Source organism: Acinetobacter sp. VT 511 (assembly GCF_001077515.1).
Classification (GTDB): domain Bacteria; phylum Pseudomonadota; class Gammaproteobacteria; order Pseudomonadales; family Moraxellaceae; genus Acinetobacter; species Acinetobacter schindleri.
In genome coordinates, this window is sequence record NZ_LFRE01000089.1 from 314,623 (window position 1) to 334,257 (window position 19,635).

At 42.1% G+C, this 19,635-nt stretch carries 21 protein-coding genes and 1 pseudogene; 7 read left to right on the forward strand and 15 right to left on the reverse strand.

Annotation, left to right across the window (positions count from 1 at the left end):
• Nucleotides 1–112 precede the first annotated feature (112 nt).
• The 3 genes and pseudogenes from ACS72_RS19010 (at nt 113) to ACS72_RS14270 (ending at nt 2,936) form a co-directional block, all read left to right on the forward strand.
• Nucleotides 113–991 (forward strand): annotated as a pseudogene (locus ACS72_RS19010) (LysR substrate-binding domain-containing protein).
• A gap of 17 nt (nt 992–1,008) precedes the next feature.
• On the forward strand, nt 1,009–1,326 hold the full coding sequence (locus ACS72_RS14265; RefSeq protein WP_048882457.1) for an NGG1p interacting factor 3 protein, NIF3: 318 nt from the start codon (nt 1,009–1,011) through the stop codon (nt 1,324–1,326).
• A gap of 140 nt (nt 1,327–1,466) precedes the next feature.
• A complete protein-coding gene (locus tag ACS72_RS14270; protein ID WP_048882458.1) occupies nt 1,467–2,936 on the forward strand; it encodes a carotenoid oxygenase family protein in 1,470 nt (489 codons plus the stop codon).
• A 269-nt stretch (nt 2,937–3,205) separates the two neighbouring features.
• Here ACS72_RS14270 and ACS72_RS14275 read toward each other — a convergent pair whose 3' ends face one another.
• Nucleotides 3,206–4,000, reverse strand: a complete 795-nt coding sequence (locus ACS72_RS14275; RefSeq protein ID WP_048882459.1) for a nitroreductase family protein — start codon at nt 3,998–4,000, stop codon at nt 3,206–3,208.
• 71 nt (nt 4,001–4,071) lie between these two features.
• Complete coding sequence (locus tag ACS72_RS14280) at nt 4,072–4,872, reverse strand: enoyl-CoA hydratase-related protein (RefSeq protein WP_048882460.1); 801 nt, start codon at nt 4,870–4,872, stop codon at nt 4,072–4,074.
• Nucleotides 4,873–4,975: 103 nt separating this feature from the next.
• Here ACS72_RS14280 and ACS72_RS14285 point away from each other — a divergent pair, with 103 nt between their 5' ends.
• Nucleotides 4,976–5,545: a nicotinate-nicotinamide nucleotide adenylyltransferase gene (locus tag ACS72_RS14285; protein WP_048882461.1), complete on the forward strand. Its 570-nt coding sequence runs from the start codon at nt 4,976–4,978 to the stop codon at nt 5,543–5,545.
• 5 nt (nt 5,546–5,550) lie between these two features.
• On the opposite strand, the gene ACS72_RS14290 is transcribed toward ACS72_RS14285, so the two are convergent.
• Nucleotides 5,551–6,456: a LysR family transcriptional regulator ArgP gene (locus ACS72_RS14290; protein WP_048882462.1), complete on the reverse strand. Its 906-nt coding sequence runs from the start codon at nt 6,454–6,456 to the stop codon at nt 5,551–5,553.
• Between the two features lie 103 nt (nt 6,457–6,559).
• Between ACS72_RS14290 and ACS72_RS14295 the strand changes: the two genes are divergently transcribed.
• Together ACS72_RS14295 and ACS72_RS14300 are read left to right on the forward strand one after the other, a co-directional pair.
• Entirely contained in the window at nt 6,560–7,165 is a 606-nt protein-coding gene (locus ACS72_RS14295) for a LysE/ArgO family amino acid transporter (RefSeq protein WP_048882463.1), read from the forward strand.
• Nucleotides 7,166–7,613: 448 nt separating this feature from the next.
• Nucleotides 7,614–8,138 carry a YceI family protein gene (locus tag ACS72_RS14300; RefSeq protein WP_228156233.1) on the forward strand — a complete coding sequence of 175 codons (525 nt, stop codon included), beginning with the start codon at nt 7,614–7,616 and terminating at the stop codon, nt 8,136–8,138.
• Nucleotides 8,139–8,225: 87 nt separating this feature from the next.
• Here the strand turns inward: ACS72_RS14300 and ACS72_RS14305 are convergent, their stop codons facing one another.
• The 5 genes from ACS72_RS14305 to dapD form a co-directional block, all read right to left on the reverse strand.
• Nucleotides 8,226–8,684, reverse strand: a complete 459-nt coding sequence (locus ACS72_RS14305; protein WP_048882464.1) for a peroxiredoxin — start codon at nt 8,682–8,684, stop codon at nt 8,226–8,228.
• A gap of 82 nt (nt 8,685–8,766) precedes the next feature.
• Nucleotides 8,767–9,174 (reverse strand): hypothetical protein, encoded by a 408-nt coding sequence (locus tag ACS72_RS14310; RefSeq protein ID WP_004815159.1) that lies wholly within the window; start codon nt 9,172–9,174, stop codon nt 8,767–8,769.
• Between the two features lie 16 nt (nt 9,175–9,190).
• A complete protein-coding gene (gene queC / locus ACS72_RS14315) occupies nt 9,191–9,859 on the reverse strand; it encodes a 7-cyano-7-deazaguanine synthase QueC (RefSeq protein ID WP_004815160.1) in 669 nt (222 codons plus the stop codon).
• Between the two features lie 30 nt (nt 9,860–9,889).
• The gene (gene queE / locus ACS72_RS14320; RefSeq protein ID WP_048882465.1) at nt 9,890–10,600 is read right to left on the reverse strand and encodes a 7-carboxy-7-deazaguanine synthase QueE; all 711 of its coding nucleotides are present in this window, start codon (nt 10,598–10,600) and stop codon (nt 9,890–9,892) included.
• Between the two features lie 124 nt (nt 10,601–10,724).
• Entirely contained in the window at nt 10,725–11,546 is an 822-nt protein-coding gene (gene dapD, locus ACS72_RS14325; RefSeq protein ID WP_004815162.1) for a 2,3,4,5-tetrahydropyridine-2,6-dicarboxylate N-succinyltransferase, read from the reverse strand.
• 377 nt (nt 11,547–11,923) lie between these two features.
• Here dapD and carO point away from each other — a divergent pair, with 377 nt between their 5' ends.
• Entirely contained in the window at nt 11,924–12,661 is a 738-nt protein-coding gene (gene carO, locus ACS72_RS14330; RefSeq protein ID WP_048882466.1) for an ornithine uptake porin CarO, read from the forward strand.
• 233 nt (nt 12,662–12,894) lie between these two features.
• Here carO and ACS72_RS14335 read toward each other — a convergent pair whose 3' ends face one another.
• The 7 genes from ACS72_RS14335 to ACS72_RS14365 all read right to left on the reverse strand — a co-directional run bounded on the left by ACS72_RS14335 (nt 12,895) and on the right by ACS72_RS14365 (nt 19,591).
• The gene (locus ACS72_RS14335; RefSeq protein ID WP_004892236.1) at nt 12,895–13,818 is read right to left on the reverse strand and encodes a CysB family HTH-type transcriptional regulator; all 924 of its coding nucleotides are present in this window, start codon (nt 13,816–13,818) and stop codon (nt 12,895–12,897) included.
• Nucleotides 13,819–13,872: 54 nt separating this feature from the next.
• On the reverse strand, nt 13,873–14,934 hold the full coding sequence (locus ACS72_RS14340; protein WP_048882467.1) for a sulfate/molybdate ABC transporter ATP-binding protein: 1,062 nt from the start codon (nt 14,932–14,934) through the stop codon (nt 13,873–13,875).
• A gap of 11 nt (nt 14,935–14,945) precedes the next feature.
• On the reverse strand, nt 14,946–15,839 hold the full coding sequence (gene cysW, locus ACS72_RS14345) for a sulfate ABC transporter permease subunit CysW (RefSeq protein WP_004892240.1): 894 nt from the start codon (nt 15,837–15,839) through the stop codon (nt 14,946–14,948).
• Nucleotides 15,836–16,669: a sulfate ABC transporter permease subunit CysT gene (cysT, locus tag ACS72_RS14350; protein ID WP_004815168.1), complete on the reverse strand. Its 834-nt coding sequence runs from the start codon at nt 16,667–16,669 to the stop codon at nt 15,836–15,838. Before cysT ends, cysW begins: the two co-directional genes overlap by 4 nt.
• An 86-nt stretch (nt 16,670–16,755) precedes the next feature.
• Nucleotides 16,756–17,361: an alpha/beta hydrolase gene (locus ACS72_RS14355; protein ID WP_048882468.1), complete on the reverse strand. Its 606-nt coding sequence runs from the start codon at nt 17,359–17,361 to the stop codon at nt 16,756–16,758.
• Between the two features lie 31 nt (nt 17,362–17,392).
• Complete coding sequence (locus ACS72_RS14360) at nt 17,393–18,406, reverse strand: sulfate ABC transporter substrate-binding protein (RefSeq protein ID WP_004815172.1); 1,014 nt, start codon at nt 18,404–18,406, stop codon at nt 17,393–17,395.
• 177 nt (nt 18,407–18,583) lie between these two features.
• A complete protein-coding gene (locus ACS72_RS14365; protein WP_004815174.1) occupies nt 18,584–19,591 on the reverse strand; it encodes a sulfate ABC transporter substrate-binding protein in 1,008 nt (335 codons plus the stop codon).
• Nucleotides 19,592–19,635 lie beyond the last annotated feature (44 nt).

Below are 19,635 nucleotides of genomic sequence, written 5' to 3' on the forward strand. Positions count from 1 at the left end.
GTAAAACAGGATCTGTTCATATACCGATATTCATATAAACTATCGACCTATTCTTATTTGCAATGCGCGGGTTAATCTTAAGATGCTGACCTGATCAGAAACCGGGCAGCTTATGGAACTTCGACATTTATGCTATTTTATGACTGTGGCGCAGCAACAAAGTTTTACCAAGGCTGCCGAAAAGCTGTTTACTGCTCAACCGTCATTAAGCCAGCAAATTAAGGATCTGGAACAGGAAGTTGGGGTGAACCTGTTTGATCGTTCATCCAGAAAAGTCAAACTTACCGATGAAGGGCGTGCTTTTCAGATCTATGCGGAAAAAGCACTGGAAAATGCCAAGCTGGCAGTAGCAGCACGCCAGCTCGCACAGCAGAAAAATAATCAGATTCATATTGGCTTTCTGAATGTTGCAGAAATCAAGGTGATGCCTCAGATTCTGGCGCAGCTTAAAAAAACCATGCCTGACTTAAAAATTCACTTGCATAGCCTGACCTGTATGGAACAGATTCAGCGGCTAAAAAATGCTGAACTGGATTTGTGTATTACCCGTTTTCATCTGGATCATCCCGATTTTGACAATATTCATTTATTGACCGAGCAAATTTATCTGGTTACCGCTCAGCATTTACATCCTACAGATCGAATCCTGAAATTATAGGAACTCAAAAATCACAATATGATTATGTGCGAGCAGAACGCATCCCCCGTGTTTTATGAAAAGCTGGATAAACTGCTCTGCATTGATCAGTTCGAACATGAACAGCTGTTGTGGGTGACCAATGTCTTGCAACACATCAATCTGACCAATATGGGCATGGGCTTTAGTTTTGCGCCCGAATATTTACTGCGTTTTTTGAATGATCATGTGAAAATCATCCAGACTGATCAGGCACTGCCAAAACTGGGTTTATATGCAACATTTAACAAGAATTCTCAAAATCCTGCATTGAAGATGATTACCCAAGCCCTTCACAATACGACAAGCATCTGAATTTCAGGAAGGAATATATGTTAAAGCTGATTTACTACGTGCCGGATGAAAACTTGGAAGACACCAAGAATGCAGTATTTTCAGCAGGAGCGGGCGGTATTGGTGAGTATACGAATTGTGCCTGGCAAGTTTTAGGAACCGGACAGTTTAAGCCGCAGGAAGGTGCAGATCCTCATATTGGTGAAGTGGGTAAACTGGAACAGGTACAAGAATGGCGGGTAGAAATTCTGGTGCCGGATGAAAAGGCAGTCGAAGTGGCCAAGGCGCTGAAAGAAAGTCATCCTTATGAAGAGCCAGCTTTTGAGTTTATTCAGCTTCTGGAGATCAAAGTCTAAAATTATAAAATTGATGCTCTGCTGCGGCGCGTTTGACTTGGCGCGCCGTTAGTCTAGATTCAGAAACCATCCAACCTGTTTTTGTTATTATCATCTCTGCCAGAAAAATCCAAAGAAAAAATATAATAAGGAAAATAACAATGCCGTGGCCAAAACCGCTGAGCAGCGTCTGGAAAAATACGCTCAGTAAATCCATTCAATACGGTGCAGAAATCCTGCACAGCCGTATTCCCTATTCGCCAGACAATCCCTATCTGGAAGGTATATTTGCACCAGAGCGGCAGGAGCACTTTTCTACAAATTTAAAGGTCGAAGGGCAGATTCCTGCAGAACTGGATGGCGCATTAATGCGGATTGGTCCAAATCCTATTAACATCAGAAACCCATGCAACTATCACTGGTTTACGGGCGATGGCATGTTGCATGCGCTCAGACTGAAGGGTGGCGAGGCACATTGGTATAAAAGCAGTTATATCGGTTCTGCCAGTGTGCAGAAAAAACTTCATCGACCACAAATTCCAGGTAAAACCCGAGGTGTCGCTGATGCAGTCAATACCAATGTCATCCACTTTGCCGGGAAAATCTGGGCATTGGTAGAAGCAGGTGCTTATCCAGTTGAGTTGAATGTTGCACTGGAGTCAAAACGACATCATTTGTTTGAAGATGATCAGGATCTACCATTTACTGCCCATCCGCATATTGATCCTGAAACCGGTGATATTCATGCGGTTTGTTATGATGCTTTAAGTCAGAACAAAGTTCTTTACTTGCAGATAGATTCAAAAGGTAAGTTGAAACATCATGTCGACATTCAAGTGAAACATGGTCCGATGATTCATGATTGTGCCATTACCAAATCTCAGGTGCTGATTCTGGATCTGAATGTAAACTTCTCTGTACGCAGTGCATTAAAGGGTTCAATGTTGCCATATCAATGGAATCCAAAACGGCAGGCACGCATTGGTATATTGCCTTTTGGCGGTAAGGCAATTGCTATTCGCTGGTATGAGATTGATCCCTGTTTTATTTTTCATACCGTGAATGCTTATGAGCTGGATTCTGGTGATGTGGTTATGGATGCGGTGGTGCACTGCAAAGCATTGGTCAGTTCGATTCAGGGACCGATTGAAGATCAGGATATTCGGCTGGAGCGGTTCATTTTTGAACACGGCACTGGAAAAGTGGCTCGGACGATATTATCCGAGATGAAACAGGAATTCCCACGGATTAATGACGCTTATACAGGTCAGCCTTGTCGTTATGTCTACACTATTTCCTGTGGCGAGTTTGATGATCCTTCTCATGTCAGCAGCAATACTCTTTTTAGCCATGATGTGGAAACTGGCAATTCAGAAAGCTATTCTTTTGGAGAAAACTGGGTGACAGGAGAGGTGATATTCGTCGCACGGGAAGGGGCCCAAGCTGAAAATGATGGCTGGCTAATGTCTTATATCCATGCTTTAGATTGTAGCCCCTCGAAAGTTGTAATTCTGGATGCCCAGCATATTACAGAAGGACCCATTGCAACGATTCATTTACCAGTTCGGGTACCGGTCGGATTTCATTGTAACTGGATTGATTATCGGAAATTAAGAGCGAACTATTCTTAAAAAATGATTTAGCATCGACTTGTATTTGCTCTAAATAGATTTCTTCCTTTTCGCCATCCGCGTATCAAATATTATTTCTTTTCAAAATAGTAGTGAATTTACATTGAGGTGACATGGATGTCACCTGCCAGACAGAGGTTCAAGGATGAACCTTCTGTCTGGCAATGGCTTTGGTTACTTTGGCCTGTCAAAGTAACGAAAATGCCTACGCGTATATCAGTTAATTTAAGAAAACAGTCGAGGCCGTGATATTCATTCAATAAACGTACTTAAACCTTCTGAATAAACAGCTCACGATCAAAACGGTACTGCGGGAAGAACACGCCGTCTTCAGCACGTTCACCCGCACCAATTACCATGACCGGATACTGTTCATCATTCAATTTCAGAATTTCACGAACCATCGGCTCATCAAAACCTTCCATCATACAGCTGTCAAAACCATAAGCAGGTAAAGCTAAGACCAGATTTTCACAAGCGAGCGCCGTCGTTTTGGTCGCCCACAGTTTCGCATCAGCCGGACTGAATGCAGAAACTGGCATTTGTTTATCCAATGTACGGGCAACTTTGAAAGCCACTTTCTTAAAGTTACCAAAAGCATTCAGATAACCAGTCTTATAGTTGTAAGGAATATATTTATAGTATTTCTTAATTGCAGGCGGTGCTTCAGGAAATGGAAATTCATTCACATTACGTTTCGCCATTTCATCGATACGGTCGGTACGTGCGATACAGACAATTAGCTCAGAAGCTGTTTTGGCTGCCAGTTGACTCATACAGGCTTTTACCAAACGCTTTTTCTTGCCCGGATTTTGTACCACATAAAAAGTCCAAGGCTGTAAGTTCGACGAATTCGGTGCCAACAACGACAAATCCAGACAGGCATCCAGAACTTCAACGGGAATTGGCTTTTTGGTAAATTTACGCACCGAACGTCGGCTTTCAATCACCTTACGAAAATTATCTATATCTATATCTTGAGGTGCAGGTTCGTAATAACGTTTCTTTTCTGGATTTGAACTATCTGTTGTTTGAGAAGAGGTTTGGGAGTCTTGATTTGGCATACTTCAGATTCTTGGAAAAATAAAAGATTGAGGCAGTCTAAACCACCTCATTGAACTCATAAGTTTGAAAATTAGTTGAATTGTGTGAAATCAGGTTTCCGTTTTTGTATAAAGGCTTGAACCGCTTCCAGCATTTCTGGCGAGCCGACACGCTGCATGAAAATTTCTGCTTCATGGTCAATCCATTCTACAATTTCATTCACATTGTGTTTCATCAAGGCTTTGGATTGCACCAGTGATGCCAATGGCAGGGCAGAGAGCTGGGCAGCTTGTGCTGCTGCTTTAGTGTAAACATCTTCTTCAATGCTATTCACCAGACCTGCGTCGAGCGCTTTTTCGCTATTGAATTTTTGCGCAGTCAGCAATAATTCAGCTGCTTTATGATAACCCGCTTGCTGAATCAACAGCTTGCTTGAAGCGCCTTCAGGCGATAGACCCAGACTGACAAATGGAATCTGGAACAAGGCAGTATTGTCACTATAGACCAGATCACAATGCAATAAGATCGTCACGCCAATGCCGATCGCAACACCACGCACCGCAGCAATCAAAGGCTTGGAAAATTTTGCAGCAGATTTCAGTAAAACAAACGGTGGGCCTTCAGCGGCGGGTGCCTGACCTTTCTTCGCAGCAGATTTCATAAAATCCTGCATATCATTGCCCGCACTAAAGTCTGCATCCTGACCACGTAATACAACTACACGAACTTCAGGCGCCCGATCAGCTTCATCTAAAGCTTTCGCAATCCAGAGATACAGCTCGCTATATAACGCATTTTTCGCTTCCGGGCGATTGATGGCTAAAGTGAGTACACCATGTTCTAAATTCGCATTCAAATGCTCATGAGGTTGTTGAATACAGCTCAGTGTCATCGTACTATCCTTGCTTTAAAACTTAATTTGATTTTATGGGAATGATTATGTCGCATATTTATTGGGACAGCACAACTCATGAGTCATAAAAAACTGATCCCTTATGAACTATACATTTGATTATCTGGTTTTCATTGGCCGCTTTCAGCCTTTTCATCTGGCACACATGCAAACGATTAACATTGCCCTGCAGCACAGTCAGAATGTGATTTTGGCTCTTGGTTCTGCACAAAATGAACGTAATATCAAGAATCCATTTTTGGCTTCGGAGCGTGAAGCCATGATCCTGTCAAATTTTAGTCCAGAAGATCGGGCTCGGATCAAATTTGTAGAAGTCATAGATGTTTATAACGATGAAAAATGGCAAAAACTGGTGAAATCGCTGGTGAACCAGGTTATTGAACCGGATGCCAAAGTCGGGCTGATTGGGCACTTTAAAGATGATTCTTCTTATTATTTAAAGTTTTTCCCAGAATGGGAAATGGTCGAACTTGACAGTCTTGAAGATGCCTTATCCGCCACGCCGATGCGTGAAGCTTATTATCGTGGCGAAATTCAACGGGATAAATTTCCACAAGGCACAATTGATTTTCTAGAGAATTTCCAAAAAACCACGACCTATCAGCAACTCAGTGAAAAATTTGCCCAGAATGATAAAACCAATCTAGTTTAAAAGTATCAGGTTGTTATGGGTTGATTCATGGTAGTTTGAGCATGCTGTTTCAAACATTCGCCTAAAATTTCCAGGGCAGACGACTGTTCTTTCCAGTGATGCCAATACAAGGGTACTTCAATTCGCATCTCACTCGAAAGTTCAAGCAGTTCACCTGACTCCAGCAAATCCCTGGTTTGATAGTCCGGCAGCCAGCCATATCCTAGACCCATGACAATCGCATCAAAAAACGCATGGGTCGATGGAATAAAGAAATGAGGATATTGAGCAAGGTTCAGGCCAAATTCGTGCTGAATAAATTGGGTATGGAGTTGGTCTTTTTCATTAAAAATAATGGCAGGGGCAAGGCGTAGCGCATCCCGATGTACCCCTTGATGAAACCAGTTTCGGGAAAAGTCAGGGGTGGCGACCAGACGATACTGCATCTGTCCGATCAACTCAGCCCGGCAACCTTTCATTGCCTTACTCTCTGTACTCAAACAGGCATTGACGAGACCTGCTTCTAACAGATGATGAGTCTGTGATTGATCATCTACCTGAAAATGCAGCACAATTTTATGCTGGATCAGCTGGGTTTGTAAGGTTGGTAATAGCCAGGTCGCGAGTGAATCAGCATTGGTGGCAATATTCAGGCAGTAGAAACCTTCATGTTGCAGCTGTCCACCCAGATCCTGCATCAGATTCTGTTCTAGCAAACGTTGATGCTGTAAATAATGCAATAAAGTTTGTCCTGATTGGGTCACGCGGCAAGGCCGATCTCTCACCAGAAGCAATTGTCCCAATTTTTTTTCCAGACTTTGAACACGAAGGGTCACTGCCGAGGCAGTAATATTTAGCTGCTCGGCAGCCAGATCGAAACTTCCCGTTTTTGCAACTGCGTAAAAAGCATCACATTGTTTCGCATTCAGCATATCTGTTATCTAAAAATAATTTAGTTAAATTGATATTAACTTAGTTTTAATTAATCGCATCCATTTTGTTGAATAATTCATTTATTCAAAAAAGGGGAATGTGATGTTCAGTTATATGGTGAGTGGTTTTGCTGTGGGAATGAGCCTGATCATCAGTATCGGTGCACAGAATGCTTTTGTATTAAAACAAGGTTTAAAGCAACAGCATGTGTTCTGGGTCTGTGTGATTTGTGCCTTGTCTGATTCCATTTTAATTCTGCTTGGCGTACTGGGCTTTGCGCGCGTCATTGAACATTATCCGGATATTGTTATATTTTCTAAATATATTGGCGCAGGATTCCTATTTTATTATGGTTTGCACCATGCGATCAGCGCATTTAAATCAACAGAGGTTTTAGCACCAAGTGATCAGCTAACAGAGCATTTTCTACAAGTACTGATGATCTGCCTGGCTTTTACCTGGCTAAATCCGCATGTTTACTTAGACACAGTCATATTGATTGGATCAATTTCAACCCAATACGCCTTAGGAAAATGGTGGTTTGCTTTAGGTGCTGTCTGTGCTTCCTGGTTTTTCTTCTTTAGTTTGGGATATGGGGCAAAGATACTGACGCCTTGGTTCCAATATCCAAAAGCATGGAAAATACTGGATGCTATTATTGCCTGTACTATGTGGGGCGTCGCAGTGTCATTAATTCTCAGTATTTGATTCAGGCTACGAAAGCCGATAGATCGGTTAAGAGTTATCTAAGCGTGTCATTTTAGATAGTGATGGAGAATAGGCAGCGCAGAAAACAACTCTTTTCAGTGCTGCAAGCACATGGATATTTCCAATATAAATTGAACTTAAAATAAACGATCTGTCTTATATAAAAAATTTATAAAATCAGAATTTTATAAGATGAAACCAGTTTCCTGCTCGCCTAGCAGGGCCACTTATCAGAAAAAAATCAGCTCAAGTATTTTGTCCGTTAGTCATGAATGATTTTACAAAAACTTCAATAAACTGGTATAAAAATAACGAAAACCTGTTCGCTCAAAAAACAAAAAAATTAGTTTCAGATTAAGCCGTGGACTTAAATCCGATCAATAAGAAATTAAACAAGGTGGATTTAAAATTGAAAACAACAATAAAAATTGGGCTCCTTGGCCTAGCGATGTGTTTAGCTTTGACTAGTCAGTCTTTTGCAAGATCATGGACCTTAACTCCCAAAAGTGATGTCGGTTTTGAGATTAAGTCGATGGGTCTTACTGTGGTTAAAGCCAAGTTCAATCAGGTTCAATCCACGATGCAGTTTGACGTTAAAGCACCGCAAAATGCCTCAACTCATCTGGTCATGGATGTGGAAAGTTTAAGCTTTAGTAAACCGCTATTTAAACATATGATTTTGGGCGAAGACCTGTTTTATGTAGAAAAATATAAGACTGTAATTTTTAAAAGTATCCAGTTTAAAGACTTGGGTAATGGCAAATACAATGTTTTAGGTCATTTAACCCTACGTGGTGTGACCAAACCTGTGATTTTTGAAACCACGTTTAAACCCAGTATGTCAAATGCCAACCTGCTTGATGTTCAGGCATCAGCCGTGATTAACCGTAGGGATTTTGGTATGAAAAAAGGAATTGCCGGGGTAGGGGATAAAGTTAATCTTCATCTATCAGGCCAGTGTGAAACGAACTAGGGTAGATATAAAATACTTGATGATATGAACGTTATTGTAAAAAAAGCTCGAATATTTCGAGCTTTTGTCTATACGGTAAGCATGCAATTAAGCAGCTTGCAAAGCTTTTAAATCTTCCAGAACTTGTTCTGCGTGACCTGCTGCTTTGACCTTACGGTATTCTTTGACCAGTTGACCGTTATGGAAAATGAAAGTCGAACGCTCAATGCCCATCACTTGTTTACCATACATGTTCTTTTCTTTAATCACATCAAAGTGATTGCACAACACCTCTTCTTTATCACTGATCAGGTTGATGCTCAGGTTCTGCTTTTCCGTAAAGTTTTGGTGAGCTTTAACTGAATCGCGTGATATCCCCAGAATTGTTGTATTTAGTGCATCAAACTGGTCTTTTAGACAGGAAAAAACAACAGCTTGTGTAGTACAGCCTGGGGTAGAGTCTTTTGGATAAAAATAGATGATTAACCACGCTGCATCTAATAGAGCCAAGTTGATTTCACCAGTCGTAGTAGGGAAAACATGGTCAAGCAAGCCGATCTCAGACATAAAAAACTCCATTGCTGTTGTAATTTTCACAAAAAAATAAGCCACATTATAGTGGCTTATTTATGCAAAGAATAATCAGAAATTATTTTTTGGCAGCAGCAGCTTTTTGGGCCTGTTCAGTTAAGGTTTTTAACTTACCAGTTAACTGTGGGCCAAAACATGCTTGCAAATCTTTATTTTGCTTTTGTACAAAAGCTAAAGTTGCTGGACTTTTCTTCTGGTTAATGGTGCTTTGAATTTCCCATTTCTGTGCATTGGTTAATTTACCATCTGCTTCAACAGCACAAGTACAATATTTGCTCACTTCAGAACTGGTCAGCTGTTTGCCTTTGCCAGTTTCTTCTTTACAAACATTGATCAGAGCAGCTTTAATATTGGTACTTTTGTAAGCATTTTGCAGTTTGCTGTCATCTGCTTGAGCAGTAGTTGCAAACAGCGCAGCGGCTGAAACTAAAGCTGAAAGAACAATATTTGACTTAAAATTTTTCATAAACTTTACCTTGTTATTACGGTATATAACGTGTCGGATCTTCAACACCTGCATCTGCAAAACCTTGTTTACGCAGACGGCAACTGTCACATGTACCACAAGCACGTCCTTGGTCATCTGCCTGGTAGCAAGATACCGTTTGGCTATAGTCTACGCCATGATCAAGACCTAAGCGAATGATATTTGCTTTGGATAAATGTAACAGAGGTGTTTCAAATTTGAGCGCCTGACCCTCTACACCGACCTTAGTTGCAAGGCGTGCCATATTGGCAAAGGCTTCAATAAATTCAGGACGACAGTCAGGATAACCGGAATAATCGACGGCATTAATTCCGATCACAATTGCTTCTGCACCAAAAACTTCAGCTGCAGCCAGTGCATAAGACAAGAAAATTGTATTGCGTGCTGGGACATACGTCACAGGAATACCTTCCTGAAGTTGGTCTGGCACATCAATACTGTGATCAGTCAGGGCAGAGCCACCGAGGTTGCCTAAGTCAATATTGATGACACGATGTTCAACACCTGCACGACCAGTCAAAGCTCTTGCTGCATCAAGTTCAGTGGTCGAACGCTGGCCATACATAAAACTTAAAGCAATACATTCGTAGCGTGCCTGCGCCCAGGCTAAACACGTGGTTGAGTCTAATCCGCCAGATAACAATACAATGGCACGAGGGCGCATAGCTAAATCTCCAAAATATTTGATAAATAATTAACGACCAGTTTCGTCATTCCATAACAGTTTATGTAACTGTAGCTGGAAGCGAACAGGGAGATGGTCTTCTAAAATCCATTGGGCCAGATCACGTGCCAGCTGTGGCATACGCGCTGTACCTTTTTCCACTTCAAAAGCAGGCGAGAACCAAACCGTACTGACTTTTTCACTAAGCTGGTATTGTTCAACCTGCTGTTTGGACCATTCATAATCTTCACGATTACAGATTACGAACTTGATCTGATCGTGCTGGGTTAAGTGGTCGAGATTAGAAAGCAAATTTCGTGCAACTTCACCTGAAGTTGGCGTTTTCAAGTCTAATACTTTTGATACACGAGGGTCTACCTTAGACACATCCAGCGCACCGCTGGTTTCCAAGGAGACTTCACAGCCTGCATCGGCCAGGCGCTGCATTAACGGCAAGGCATTCGGCTGCGCCAGTGGTTCACCACCAGTCACGCAGATATAAGGTGTTTTAAAATAAAGTGTGGTTTGAATGATTTCTTCTAAAGATTTACGCTCACCACCTTCGAAAGAATAAGTGGTATCGCAATAGGTACAACGCAGTGGACAACCCGTCAAACGGATAAAGACTGTTGGCAGACCTGCTGTATTGGCTTCACCTTGTAATGAATAAAAGATCTCCGTGATGCGTAAACCCGCAGACGGATCAGAAACAGGGATAGCAGAAGATCGAAGCATACTCATAACAAAATTAACCAGGGAAGAAAGAACAATGTATAAAAATAAAAATCCCTACGATCATTACTGACCGTAGAGACGAAGAGCGACTAAAGCTCTGAGGAACATTAAGTTCCTAAAAAGTTAAGACTTAGTCTTCACGTAACAGATCATTCAGGCTAGTTTTCGCACGTGTTTTCGCGTCAACTTTTTTCACAATTACAGCAGCGTACAGGCTGTATTTACCGCATTTAGAAGGAAGACTGCCAGATACAACGACTGAACCAGCAGGTACACGGCCGTAGTGGATTTCGCCAGTTTCACGGTCATAAATCTTGGTGGATTGACCAATGAATACGCCCATAGAAATCACAGAGCCTTCTTCTACGATTACGCCTTCTACGATTTCAGAACGTGCACCGATAAAGCAGTTGTCTTCGATAATGGTCGGGTTTGCTTGAAGTGGCTCAAGAACACCACCAATCCCTACACCACCTGACAGGTGAACATTTTTACCGATTTGCGCACATGAACCTACAGTTGCCCATGTATCAACCATCGTACCTTCATCAACATACGCACCGATGTTCACATAAGAAGGCATCAATACCACATTTTTCGCCTGGTAAGAACCTTTACGTGCTACAGCAGGTGGTACTACACGTACACCAGCAGCTTTGAACTGTTCTTCAGTCCAGTCACCAAATTTAGTATCTACTTTGTCATAGAAGCGAAGATCACATGCTTCCATTGGTTTGTTGTCATTCAGTTTGAAAGACAACAATACAGCTTTTTTAATCCATTGATGAACAACCCATTCACCATCGATTTTTTCAGCTACACGTAAAGAGCCATTGTCCAGGCCAGCAATTACTTCCTCAACTGCTTGACGAACTTCAGCAGGACAATCCGCTGCTGTGAAATTCGCACGGTCTTCAAACGCTTGTTCAATGATTGTTGAAAGCTGAGACATGATCTTCCTTCCAGAAAAAAAATTTCCAAGATTTTACACTATATTGAGCAAAGATTAGATGGAAAACACGACTTATATCAAAATTAATTCTTCCGAATTATGGAGAAAATGGATGTGTCAAGTTTCATTAAAAGATTAATGAATATTATATTTATATAGCTCATGATTTAATCAATAAAAAGAAAATTTCCAGTAAAAGCATCCAATTAAGATGACTGTGCAAAAAACCTCATGAAAATCATATAAAAGGCATCAAATGTATCAAAAGTTTACATAAACTCAGCAAAACTTGAATAAAGAGTGAGCAGATTGTGAATTAAGATGCAGGCATAACGAAGAGTAAAAACGTTAAAAATAATTTTTTTGAGGAGACATAGATGAAAACTTTTGCTAAATATTTTGCGCTGTCTGTACTTACGGCAGCAACTACTTCCGTCATGGCAGCTGATGAAGTCATTGTAACCGATGAAGGCGTTGCTGAATTTTCTTTCTTTAAACCTGCTGCCGTTCGTGCTGAAGTTGGTACTACTGGTTACGGTGGTGCAATCTCTTGGAATGCTAATCCATACGTAGGTGTTACTTTGGGTTATAACGGTGGTGATATTTCATGGTCAGACGATTTATCGATTAATGGCAATGAATATGACCTAGATATGGACAATAACCTAACTTATCTGAATGCTGAAATCCGTCCATGGGCAAACTGGTTCTATATGGCTGCTGGTGTAGCTTATATTGACAATGACTATAAACTAGAACGTCGTTCAGGAACTAATGCATCATTTACAGTTGGTGGAGAACGTTTTGCTAACACAGATGGTGGCGATGTTCGTATTAATGGCGATTTATCCTATAAAAATAATATTGCTCCATATGTAGGTATTGGCTTCTCACCATCGATTACAGATCGTTGGGGTGTATTTGGTGAAATTGGTGCGTACTACAACGGTAACCCAACTGCAAATCTACGTGTGAATCCAGAGGCAGCAGGTTTAATTGGTGATGAAGGTACTCCATTAGCTTTGGCATTAGAAGAAGAAGAGCGTGATATTCGTAATGATAATAAATACGAATGGTTACCAGTAGCTAAACTGGGTGTAAGCTTCCGCTTCTAATGATTAAATTCAAGAAAAAACGAGCTTCGGCTCGTTTTTTTATATTTATCAAGTTATTAAATTAATTTATGTGTTTAATCTTACTTCAATATATCAAGCTAAAAGTCCATAAGTTTCTTAATTTTTAAATATCCTTCTGAAGCTCACTTATGCCTGTATTTCAAACATACTTAGTTGAAACAAGCATAAAAAGAGGCTAAAAAGCCTCATTTCATCTATTTAGATTTTATAGATTAGTCATCCGGATAAGCTACTTTTTTTAATGCTCGAATGTCTGCATCCGGAGAGCAAAGCGAGATAAATTCGTAGCCATACCCACGTAATAAATGGCCTTTACGTACAGCAATCCATGTTGTATTTACACCAAAAATATCAGTTTTAATCTGTTTTAAGCGATAATCACGTTCTGGGTCGTATGCCACATCATTGACAATACCGACCCCCATATTCAGCTCTACATAAGTTTTGATCACGTCGGCATCGAGTGCGGACATTACGATATCCACATCAAAACCTGCTTCTTCAAAAGCGGTATCGATTTTAGAACGGCCTGTAAAACCACCGTGATAAGTGATGATCGGATAATTCGCCAGATCTTCAATACGGATATTATCTTTCTTGGTTAATGGGTGGTTTTGAGGCGTAATAATGCTGTGTTGCCAGTTATAGTACGGCACACTGGCCAGGTTATCTTCAGTAGTTAAGGCTTCAGTCGCAATCCCGATGTCTGCTTCACCTTGTAGCAGCATTTCAGTAATTTCAACCGGACTGGCCTGTTGCAAAATCAAATGAACTTTTGGAAATTCTTTTTTAAACTGATTTACGATTGGCGGTAATACATAACGTGCCTGTGTATGCGTTGTCGCAATGGTCAATGTCCCTTCATCAACCTTGTTAAAGTCATCTGCCAGACGTTTGATATTGTCAGCATCGACCAGCATGCGCTCCACAATTCCGAGCAGTGCCTGACCTGGTTCAGTCAGACCGAGTAGACGCTTACCTTTACGAATGAACAACTGTACACCAAGTTCATCTTCCAGGTCTTTAATATGCTTACTCACACCCGATTGTGAGGTATACAGTGCTGCAGAAGCTTCAGTTAAATTAAATTTTTGACGAACAGTTTCTCGAATAATTCTTAATTGTTGGAAATTCATTTTCTATATACCCTATAAGCGGATGGGGCTGAAATGGCCCCATCTGAATGTTTCTTAAGCAACCTGATTTGCAAATAAATGCAGGTTAAGTGGACTTAACCATACGGTCTGATTTGGTCGGAATTGATGCGCTCGCGCTTCTTCAGGCGTCAGTGAAATTTCAATCAGGTTACCCTGACGGTCATTCAGTTCTGCAACGACTTTACCGGCAATCCATAATTCACGAATGAAAGTCGCCTGAATTGCATTCTCTTGTGGCTGAGCGGAGATACGTAGTTCATCAGGACGGGCAAATACAATGACATCACCTTGTGGATGCTGTTCTGCCGCAGCAAATTGGATACGATCTTCACCCAATTGAATGATGCCGCCATTATTCTGACCTTCGAAACGGTTGGCTTGACCCAAGAAGTCGAACACAAATGGCGTTTTCGGGGTTTCATATACTTCACGTGGTGAACCAATCTGTTCTACATTCCCTTTGTTCATCACCACAATTTGATCTGCAACTTCCAGTGCTTCTTCTTGGTCGTGCGTCACGAAGATAGAAGTGATATGCAGCTCATCATGCAGGGTACGTAACCAGCGACGCAGTTCTTTACGCACTTTGGCATCTAGCGCACCAAAAGGTTCATCTAGTAATAGTACGCGTGGTTCAACCGCTAGGGCACGCGCAAGCGCAATACGCTGACGCTGACCACCAGACAATTGAGCAGGGTAGCGATCTGCCAGAAAGCCCAGTTGAACCAGATCCAATAAACGGGTAACACGTTTCTTGATTTCAGTCTCTGATGGACGGGTTGAACGTGGGCGAACACGTAAACCAAATGCCACGTTGTCATACACTGTCATATGACGGAACAGCGCATAGTGCTGGAAGACAAAACCGACTTCACGTTCACGCACATGAACATTGGTTGCATCCTGACCTTCCAGAATGACCTGCCCCCCATCTGCAGATTCAAGACCAGCGATAATACGCAGCAGGGTGGTTTTACCACAGCCTGAAGGACCCAAAAGAGCTACTAACTGGCCATCCGGGAAATCCAGGGAAATATTATTCAGTGCATGGAATGCACCAAAGTGTTTTTCAATATTTTTAACTTGAATACTCATGTGGGCATTCCTTAAGAAACTGTTAAATCGTCATTACGTTTGTTTTGTTTTTCCTGGCGCATTTCTACCCAGGTTTTAAGCACCAGGGTCACAATTGCGAGGAGAGCCAGGAGCGAAGACACAGCAAACGCAGCACTAAAGGTATATTCGTTATAGAGAATTTCGACATGTAGCGGCAAAGTATTGGTTTCACCGCGGATATGACCGGATACTACCGATACCGCGCCGAACTCACCCATGGCACGTGCATTACACAGAATCACACCATAGATTAGACCCCATTTAATATTTGGCAGGGTCACTTTCCAGAAGGTTTTCCAGCCTGATGCACCGAGTACAATTGCAGCTTCTTCCTCTTCAGTGCCTTGAGCTTCCATTAAAGGAATCAATTCACGCGCTACGAAAGGTACCGTAATAAAGATGGTGGCCAAAACAATTGCGGGTACGGCATACAGGATCTTAATGTCATTATCCATTAACCAGCTGCCCATCCAGCCTTGGGTACCGAAAATCAGCACTAGCATCATACCGGCGATGACCGGTGATACCGAGAAGGGTATATCGATAATCGTGGTCAGAATGGACTTGCCCGGGAAGTTAAACTTCGCCACTGACCAGGCAGCAGCCACACCAAATACCACGTTTAACGGTACTGCAATTGCAGCAGTTAATAGTGTTAGTTTTACCGCAGATAATGTGTCTGGATGAACCAGTGCCTGAGTATATACCCCGACGCCTTGCTTGAATGCTTCAACAAAGACCAATACCAGCGGCAGAATCAGGCAGCTTAAAAAAAAGATCAGCGCAATTGTGAGCAGGGTATAACGTACCCATTTTGGCTCGCGAGTTGCATCACGGGATTGCAGCTTTTCAGCAAGTGCATTGCTGTTGGTATTTAAACTCATCGTGCAGTTCTCCCTGTGCGACGGCTAGCCCAAGCTTGTAATAAGTTAATCAGGAACAGCATCACAAATGAAATCAATAGCATCACGACAGCAATCGTGGTTGCACCCGCATAGTCATATTCTTCCAGACGCGAGATAATCATGAGTGGAGCAATTTCCGTTTTAAACGGCTGGTTACCGGCAATAAAGATGACCGAACCGTATTCACCCACGCCACGTGCAAATGCCAGTGCAAAGCCTGTAATCAATGCGGGTAGCAGAATCGGGAAAATAATTTTGGTCACGATTTGGAAGCGGTTTGCCCCGAGCGCAGAAGCAGCTTCCTCAAGTTCAGTTTCCAGATCAGACAGTACCGGCTGAACCGTACGCACCACAAAAGGAATGCCAATAAAGATCAGCGCCAGCGTAATACCTATTGGGGTATAAGCCACTTGAATACCTATTGGTTCCAGATACTGACCGATCCAGCCTGTAGGTGCATACAGTGAAGTTAATGCAATACCGGCTACGGCAGTCGGCAGGGCAAATGGTAAATCCACTAGAGCATCAATAATACGTTTACCTGGGAAGCTATAACGTACCAGACACCAAGCCAGTAACAGACCAAAAACAACATTGATCAGGGCTGCGATAATGGCGGCACTAAAACTCAACTGAAGTGATTTGAGAATACGTTCAGAGCTCAGGATTTCCCATAAGCCATCCCAGCCAATGCCAAGCGATTTAATAAATACGGCAGACAGCGGAATAAGAACGATTAATGACAAATACGCTAGGGTAAAGCCTAGAGATAGACCAAATCCTGGCAGCACTCGGGATCGCTGCGACATGATTACTCCTCAAAAGAGAGAATGCTGATTGAAGACAACCAGCGAATATTAAAAATGAAATTTGCGACAAGCATAATTTGCAACATCTAAAATGCAAATTTAAAAAAATACTTGCCTTCATCAGTATTGCTGATATGTTGCATCGGCATCTCTGAATTCAGGTATTGTTTAATTTCAGGGAAGGGGCCAAAGCCCGAAGCAACATTGACATGACCGACGGCGCCCAGATTAACCGGCTGGATTTTCCAGGATTTGGCAAAAGCATGTGCATCTTCAAAACTCAGCCAGGGATCATTTTCACTGATCAGCATGATGGTCGGGACCAGAAGCTTGAGCTGATGGAAATAAGCGCTGTAATCTGTTTGACTATCACGTGCAAAGCCATTTTCACCAAAACGGACTGGATTGGCCGGAGCCACCAGAACCAGTTTTTTAATTTTTCGACAAAGTTCTGGATGCTGGTCAAGTGCTGCAAGACTGGTCAGGCAGCCAAAGCTGTGCGCTACGATTTCAATATCATCTTCAATTTGCTGTACAGATTTGACAAACTGCGCTACCCAGCTACTCAATACCGGATGGTTCCAGTCTTGCTGTTGAACACGGGAGCATTGCATCAGACCACGTTGCAACCAGGATTGCCAGTGATCATGTTCACTGCCACCTACACCTGGAACAATGAGGGTATGTATCATGCGAATGCTCCTTATCTGTTCAATGCGAAACTTATTTTGCTGTATTGGCTTTCACGATTTGATCGAAAATGCCGCCATTTTCAAAGTGAGCCTTTTGCACTTTGTCCCAACCACCAAATTCCTGATCAATAGTCACCAGTTTTAGTGGCTTGAAGACCTGACTGTACTTTGCCAGTACTTTTTCATTGCGTGGGCGGTAGAAGTTACGTGCTGAAATTTCTTGACCTAGTGGTGAGTAGAGGAAGTTCAGGTAACCTTGTGCTAGGTATTTGTTGCCTTTTTTCGCTACTGTTTTTTCTACGATCGCAACTGGTGGCTCAGCCAGAATAGACAAAGAAGGTGTGATGATTTCAAACTTGCCGGGTTGTTCACGAAGTGCCAGATGCGCTTCATTTTCCCACGCCAGTAATACGTCACCGATACCGCGTTCAGCAAATGTCGTTGTTGAACCACGTGCACCTGAATCTAGGACTTTGGTCTGCTTGTAGATTTTGCGAACAAATTCTTGTGCTTTGGCATCATTACCGCCTGGTAGGTGTTTTGCATAAGCCCACGCTGCCAGATAATTCCAACGCGCCCCACCAGAGGTTTTTGGATTTGGTGTAATGATTGCGACATTAGGTTTAACCAGATCGCCCCAGTCTTTAATATTCTTTGGATTGCCTTTACGCACCAGGAATACGATGGTTGATGTATAAGGTGTAGAGTTGTGAGGCAATTTTTTTTGCCAATCCGCAGGGAGTAATTTGGCTTTTTCTGCAATAACGTCGATATCAGCAGCCAGTGCTAATGTCACTACATCAGCTTCCAGACCATCAATCACAGCACGTGCCTGTTTACCAGAACCACCATGTGACTGTTTAAAGTTAATAGTTTGGCCCGTACGGCTTTTCCAGTATTTGCCAAATTCTTTGTTGACGTCTTCATAGAGTTCACGCGTCGGATCATAAGAGACATTCAGAAAATCCCGCGCTGCTGCACCAAAAGAAGTTGCTGAAACAACAGCAGCCAAAACTCCAATTTTTAATTTTGTTGTAATGCTCATGTGAACCTCAAACTCTTACACGTTTTGTAACATGAGTGAAGAATAAACTTATTCTTTATGCATAAAAAATAATTAAAAACGAATTTTATATGAAAATAAAAGATAAGTGGATAAGTAAGTATATGAAACAAGAATGGCCTTATTAAATAAGGCCATTAACGCTGCATTTATAAGACTTTATTTTGCACTGTTCGCTTTTACGATCTGGTCAAAGATACCGCCATTGTCAAAGTGTTGCTTCTGAACCTTAGTCCAGCCTCCAAATTCTTTATCAATCGTAACCAGTTTTAGTGATTTAAATACATGACTGTATTGCTTTAAGACGGCTGCATTACGAGGACGATAGAAGTTCTTTGCTGCAACGGCTTGGCCAGCAGGTGAGTACAGATAGTTGAGGTAGGCTTTAGCCAGATTTTCATTACCATCTTTCTTGGCATTCTTTTCTACAATTGCCACAGGTGGTTCAGCCAGAATAGACAGAGAAGGCGTGATGATTTCAAACTTGCCTGGTTGTTCACGAAGTGCCAGATGTGCTTCATTTTCCCAGGCCAGCAATACATCACCAATGCCGCGTTCAGCAAATGTCGTTGTTGCACCACGTGCGCCAGAATCCAGTACTTTGGTCTGTTTATAAATCTGGCGAACAAATTCTTGTGCCTTGGCATCATTACCCCCTGGCTGGTGTTTTGCCCATGCCCAAGCTGCCAGGTAGTTCCAGCGCGCGCCACCAGAAGTCTTCGGGTTTGGCGTAATAATATCTACACCCGGTTTAACCAGGTCGCCCCAGTCCTTAATGCCTTTCGGATTGCCTTTTTTGACTAAGAAAACAATTGTTGAGGTATATGGTGTCGAGTTTTGCGGGAATTTCTTCTGCCAGTCTGTCGGTAACAGGCCACGTTTAGCAATTTCATCAATATCTGCTGCCAGAGCCAGTGTAACGACATCTGCATCCAGACCATCAATCACGGCACGTGCCTGTTTGCCTGAACCGCCATGTGATTGTTTAAAATTAATATCTTGGCCAGTAGATTTTTTCCAGTAAGCACTGAATTCTTTGTTAAAGTTGTCGTACAATTCGCGAGTTGGGTCATAGGATACATTTAAGAAATCCTTTGCAGACACACTAAATGCAGTCGCTGAAATCAGTGCTGCAAGTACCCCAATTTTTAATTTACGGACGTTCATATTTGCCTCAAGTGTTCTTGGTTTTTATTGGATGAGGCAAGAAT